This is a genomic window from Geodermatophilus sp. SYSU D01186, from assembly GCF_054050215.1.
In genome coordinates this window covers 1-4,691 of sequence record NZ_JBJGYW010000073.1, presented here as the reverse complement: position 1 = coordinate 4,691, position 4,691 = coordinate 1, and the positions used below count along the sequence as shown (strand labels likewise).

4 protein-coding genes and 1 tRNA gene are annotated in these 4,691 nt (G+C 72.0%); 1 reads left to right on the top strand and 4 read right to left on the bottom strand.

What is annotated here, in order from left to right:
• Positions 1-231 precede the first annotated feature (231 nt).
• A tRNA-Ala gene (locus ACI784_RS25205) sits at positions 232-304 on the top strand.
• Positions 305-800: 496 nt separating this feature from the next.
• Here ACI784_RS25205 and ACI784_RS25200 read toward each other — a convergent pair.
• The 4 genes from ACI784_RS25200 to ACI784_RS25185 all read right to left on the bottom strand — a co-directional run bounded on the left by ACI784_RS25200 (position 801) and on the right by ACI784_RS25185 (position 4,525).
• Complete coding sequence (locus ACI784_RS25200; RefSeq protein ID WP_457015332.1) at positions 801-1,982, bottom strand: PP2C family protein-serine/threonine phosphatase; 1,182 nt, start codon at positions 1,980-1,982, stop codon at positions 801-803.
• Between the two features lie 501 nt (positions 1,983-2,483).
• Positions 2,484-2,933, bottom strand: coding sequence for a PGPGW domain-containing protein (locus ACI784_RS25195; RefSeq protein WP_457015331.1), 450 nt, complete (start codon positions 2,931-2,933; stop codon positions 2,484-2,486).
• A 690-nt stretch (positions 2,934-3,623) separates the two neighbouring features.
• Entirely contained in the window at positions 3,624-4,247 is a 624-nt protein-coding gene (locus tag ACI784_RS25190; protein ID WP_457015330.1) for a hypothetical protein, read from the bottom strand.
• Entirely contained in the window at positions 4,244-4,525 is a 282-nt protein-coding gene (locus tag ACI784_RS25185; RefSeq protein ID WP_457015329.1) for a hypothetical protein, read from the bottom strand. The genes ACI784_RS25190 and ACI784_RS25185 overlap by 4 nt, the downstream gene beginning before the upstream one ends.
• Positions 4,526-4,691 lie beyond the last annotated feature (166 nt).

Sequence of the window (4,691 nt, the reverse complement as noted above, 5' to 3'; positions counted from 1 at the left end):
ACCGCCGCCGCGCCGAGGGCAGGACCGACCGCGAGATCACACGCTGCCTCAAGCGCTACATCGCCCGCGAGCTCTACCGACGCCTCGAAACCCCACCCTCAGCCCTTGACGCGGCATAGGAGCGTCCACTCCTCCCGGCGGCGCCCCGCCGCACCGACCCCCCTGCGCCGGCACCCCGTCAGGGCCCTGTACAGTTGCTCCCGGCTCGGACACACCAGACCGGGTCGGCAAGGGGCTGTGGCGCAGCTGGTAGCGCACCACACTGGCAGTGTGGGGGTCAGGGGTTCGAGTCCCCTCAGCTCCACCCTCGGACCAGGGCTTTCATCAGAAGGCCCTGGTCCGATCTCGTTTCTGGTTGCCGTTGTGGTTGCACTTTGCCTGCCCTCACCTGTCAGCAGCAGGGCGCCCATCCGGTCGGCAGCCTCGCCAGCGAGGGCCGCATGACGTGGGACGGTGCTCACTCCGAGGGGGCGTTAGACCGATGCCTCTTTCGCGCTTGGTTGGACGAGGCAGGGGTGCATTCGGCGGCGGCCTCGGGGACACGAGTCCTGTCGCGCATGACGCCTGCAAACTCGCCGCCACCGGACATGCGACCTCGGACCCCTGCGCGCCACCTGGTGGCTGTCCTGTGTGTGACCCGGGACGAGCACGTGCGTCAGCGAAGCCGTGGGGATTGCGGCGAGGGACTCTGCCCGACCGGCGAGCGGTGCCGCACGCCCGCGCGGCGCCGGCCGTGCCTCCCGGTCTGTCATCGCCCGTCGGGGTCCACTGACGTTCCGGCCGCTGCCGGCTGCGAGAGCTCAGCTGTCGCCGGTGACGCGTAGCGCGAGGACGGCGAGATCATCAGCCAGATGACTTGACCGGAACTGCAGGACCGACGTCTCCACGCGCTCGGCGATGGCGGCGGCGTCGGCTCCCCGCGCCGAAACGAGCAGCGACCGCAGTCGTTCCTCGCCGAACAGTTCGAGGCTGCCATCGCTGGCCCGGTACCGCGCTTCGGTGACCCCGTCGGTGTAGAAGACCAGCACGTCGCCGGGCGCCAGGGTCGCCTCCGCCACCGGAACGCCGATTGTGGGCAGGCTCCCCAGCAGCGTCCCGGGGACGCCCAACTCCTCCACGGCGCCGGTGCCGCCGCGGAGGATCAGGGGCAGGGGGTGGCCGGCGGATGCCGAGCGCAGGTCGATTCGGGCGCCGGACCGTCGAGCCAGGACGCAGGCGACGGTGCAGGTGCCGTTCGGCATTCCTTGCCGCAGCAGGACGGCGTTGGCGGTGTCCAGCACGTCCGCGGGATCGGACGTGCGCACGGCGGCGGTCCGGATCGCGTAGCGGACGGCGGCTGTGAGGGAAGCGGCCACCGCCCCGGTGCCTTCGACGTCACCGATGACCAGCAGCCAGGAAGAGTCGTCGACCTCGATGAGGTCGTAGAAGTCACCGCCGACGGTGGACGCCGCCCCGCCGGGCCGGTACACGGCGCCGAGTTCCACCCCGGCGGGCTGCGGCAGAGCAGGGGGCAAGAGACTGCGTTGCAGGTCCTCGGCGAGCAGGCGGTGGCGTTCCTCGGAGGCGGCCAGCGCATCAGCGAGTTGCCGCTCGGTGGTGACGTCGGCCACCACGACGCACAGTCCGATGACCTCACCGTCGTGCCGGACGGGGAAGAAGCTCGCGTTCCAGTGGCGGATGTCTGCTGGCCGGTTGCCCACCGCGCCGGTCAGGAGAACGTCCCGCCGCGGACGCCCCGAGCTCATGACCTCGCGGTACATCACCTCAGCTTCGGCACCCACCCCCGGATGCAGCTCGGCGGGCGTCCGGCCCAGCAGCTCGGCGGCCGGCAACCCGTTCATCTCCGCGAGCACCGGATTGACCCGTACGTGCCGGATGGCTTCGTCGAACAATCCGATGCCGAACGGCGCGCTGTCGATGACCGCGTCCAACTGGGCCGCGATCACCTGGAGTCGGCTGCGTTCTCCGGATTGTTGTTGCACAGGAAGGACAGTAGGCAACCGGCCCGGGGGCAGACCCGTCCAGCGGGTGCGGGACGACGAAGCCCTCCTTGCGGGGACATCCAGGGTCGACCTCGAATGACATCAGGGCGCGGCGCAGTCGGGGGAGGGCGGGGCACACCAGCACATGCCGCGATGCGGTAGCTGGACGGTGGCAGCGTCCCTTCCCGAGCCCGTTCATCGTCGCGGTCGGACGAGTCCTGTCGCTGGCGGCCCGTGCTGCACCGCATTGGCTGCAGCAGCTCTGCCTCCCTCCGGACGCCGCTGCCGGCGAGCTGCTCGACGTGCCGGCTCCACTCGCTGACTGGCGGGCTGTTCGACAGTCGTGTGCTCAAGAGCAGGAGGGCAGTAGTGCGGGGAGCGCCGGAAGGCGGAGCGCTCAAGTCGGCGGCGCCGCCGTGGAAGGCTGTTGTCGAAGGTCGGGCAGGCGTGTGCGGACGGCGGTTCGGCCGCTGACGTTCCGCCCGGGCCGGCCCGCGCTGCTCAGTCGGTCCGCGGCGCCGCTCGGAAAGCCCCGGCCGTGCCGCGAAGGCCCGCAGGGCGGTGCATCCGGGCCTGCAGCAGCTTCTCCTGGCGGCGCGCGAAGACGACCGTGCCGACCAGGAAGAGCCCGGAGAGGATGAGCACAATGGCGGTGAACGCATTCATGAGCGGCAAGTCCACCCCCACTAGAGCAAGCACGCCGAGCGCGATCAGGACAAGGGCAGCCAGCGCAGCCCCGGCGGCCCGCCAGGGGCTCTTGGCGACCTCCTCGACGCCCTCCTGTGCCTTCTCCATGGCGTAGTCCAGTGGCTTCTTCGCCCAGGAGAAGCGCGTGGCCAGTACCGCCAGGCCAGCGGCGATCAGCACGAAGCCGGGACCAGGCAGCACGAGTAGCGCGATGCCGGAGAGGGTCAGGAAACCGCCGAGGACGGCAGCGACCAGAGTCTTCACGGCTCGATCGTGCCCAATCTAGCTACGCGTCATACATCGTCTCCGTAGAGCGTTGCGCCGTCGCCTCGGCGGCACGCAACGGCCGGTCGGTTCTTCCGGCGTGGCTGTTGCGGTCGGGTGGTGGCCTCGGGCGTGGCGCTGTCGCCGGATGGCCGACGGGCACACTGTCGCGTGACCATGGGCACCTCCTTCGGCGAGCCGACGCGTGGCTGAAGGACGAACAGGCCCGGGCCGGGTTCGAGCGCCGGTGGCTGCTCGACCACGATCAGGCAGAACGCCGGCGAGCTCCATGTGGGTCGGCCACTTGCTCGCCGGTCCGCCGAGGCCGGGTCACTTCGATGGCTCGCCGCCGGCACCCATCGTGGGCACGTAGACGTAGTTGCCGAGCTGATCACGCGCCGGTCGGCCTGAGCCCGGCCGGCGAACCAGTCGGTACAGCGCCGAGGAGGCGCCGCCTGAGAGTTCCAGCTGGGCGGGCGGTTCCGCATCCATCACCGCCCACTGCTTCCCGTGTGCGGGTCCGCAGTAGGCGCGGGCTTGCGAGTGGCAGCTCCCCAACCGGGACTGGGGGTTGACGTTCCTCTGCGTCTGAGGGCTCGGCTCATCACGCTCGCCACTCCGGCCATGTGCACCGGGCCGCCTGCCGGTCCCGCGTTCGGCGGGTCCGACAGGCGCACCGGCTGCCATTGGTCAGGCGTCGTAGCCGGCGCGGTCGACCTTGCGGTGGTAGCGCTCGCCCAGCTTGCCGCCGAGGACGGCGCCGACCAGGGTGATCACCAGGGCGGCGATGCCGGCGATGATGCCGGCCGTGGTGGCCGTGCCGCTGCTGATCGGGAGGCTCGGCAGGTTCAGCTGCGAGAGGACGTTGTACTGCGCGCCCAGGAAGGCGCCCGCGACGGCGAGCAGGACGACGACGAGCAAGCCGATGATCCACACCGCGAGGCCCTGCTTGAGGCCGTCGAAGCGGGCCATCCGGCCGGCGACGTAGCCGCCGGCCAGGTAGGCGAGGAAGAGCACGACCAGCAACGCGATGCCGCCGGTGATGCCGATCGTCTCGGCCTGAGCGGTGGCCTCCTGCGTGGCCTGGTCGGCGGAGGAGACCTGGGTCAGGCCGAAGGCGACGCCGGCCGCGGAGAGGATGGCGAGCAGCAGCACGGCCAGCCCGTTGGCCGAGAGCCAGCCGAAGAAGGCCGCGCCCCACTTGATGCCGCCGTAGCGGGCGTGCTGGGCGTCGACGGCGTCGCGGGCGGCCCCTCGGGTGCTGTGCGCCCCTTGGGTGGACACCGTCGGGTCAGGCGAGGTGCGTTCGGTCACGGGAACTCCTGGAATGAGGGAACCCGGCTCGGCGGGCGCCGTGGTCGGACGTCCGCCGGGCCGGGCGGGGGCTCACTGCTGGCGGAGCCGGTGGCTCCGCCGTCGGGGTGGGTCTGGGCCGGAGCGGCGATCGTGCGGGTGTCCCGGCCGTTGCTGTCGGCGTAGGACTGGGTCTCGGCGCGCACGGCGGCGACCGGGTCGGTGCCGCGGGCCTCGGCGGCTGCGCGGGGAGCCTCGGCCTCGACCTCGGCCAGGGTGCGCTCCCAGCGCTGGCCCATGGGGGCGATGCCGCCGCTTCTGGTCAGCGGGATCCGCGCCGTCCCTCACGGCACGGGCGGTCTGGTGAGGGGTGGCGGGGGGGGGGGGGCCGCGCCCCCGGGGGCCCCCCCCCCCCGGGGGGAGGCCGGGGGGGGGGGGCCCCGCGGGGGGGCCCACGAGATCTCA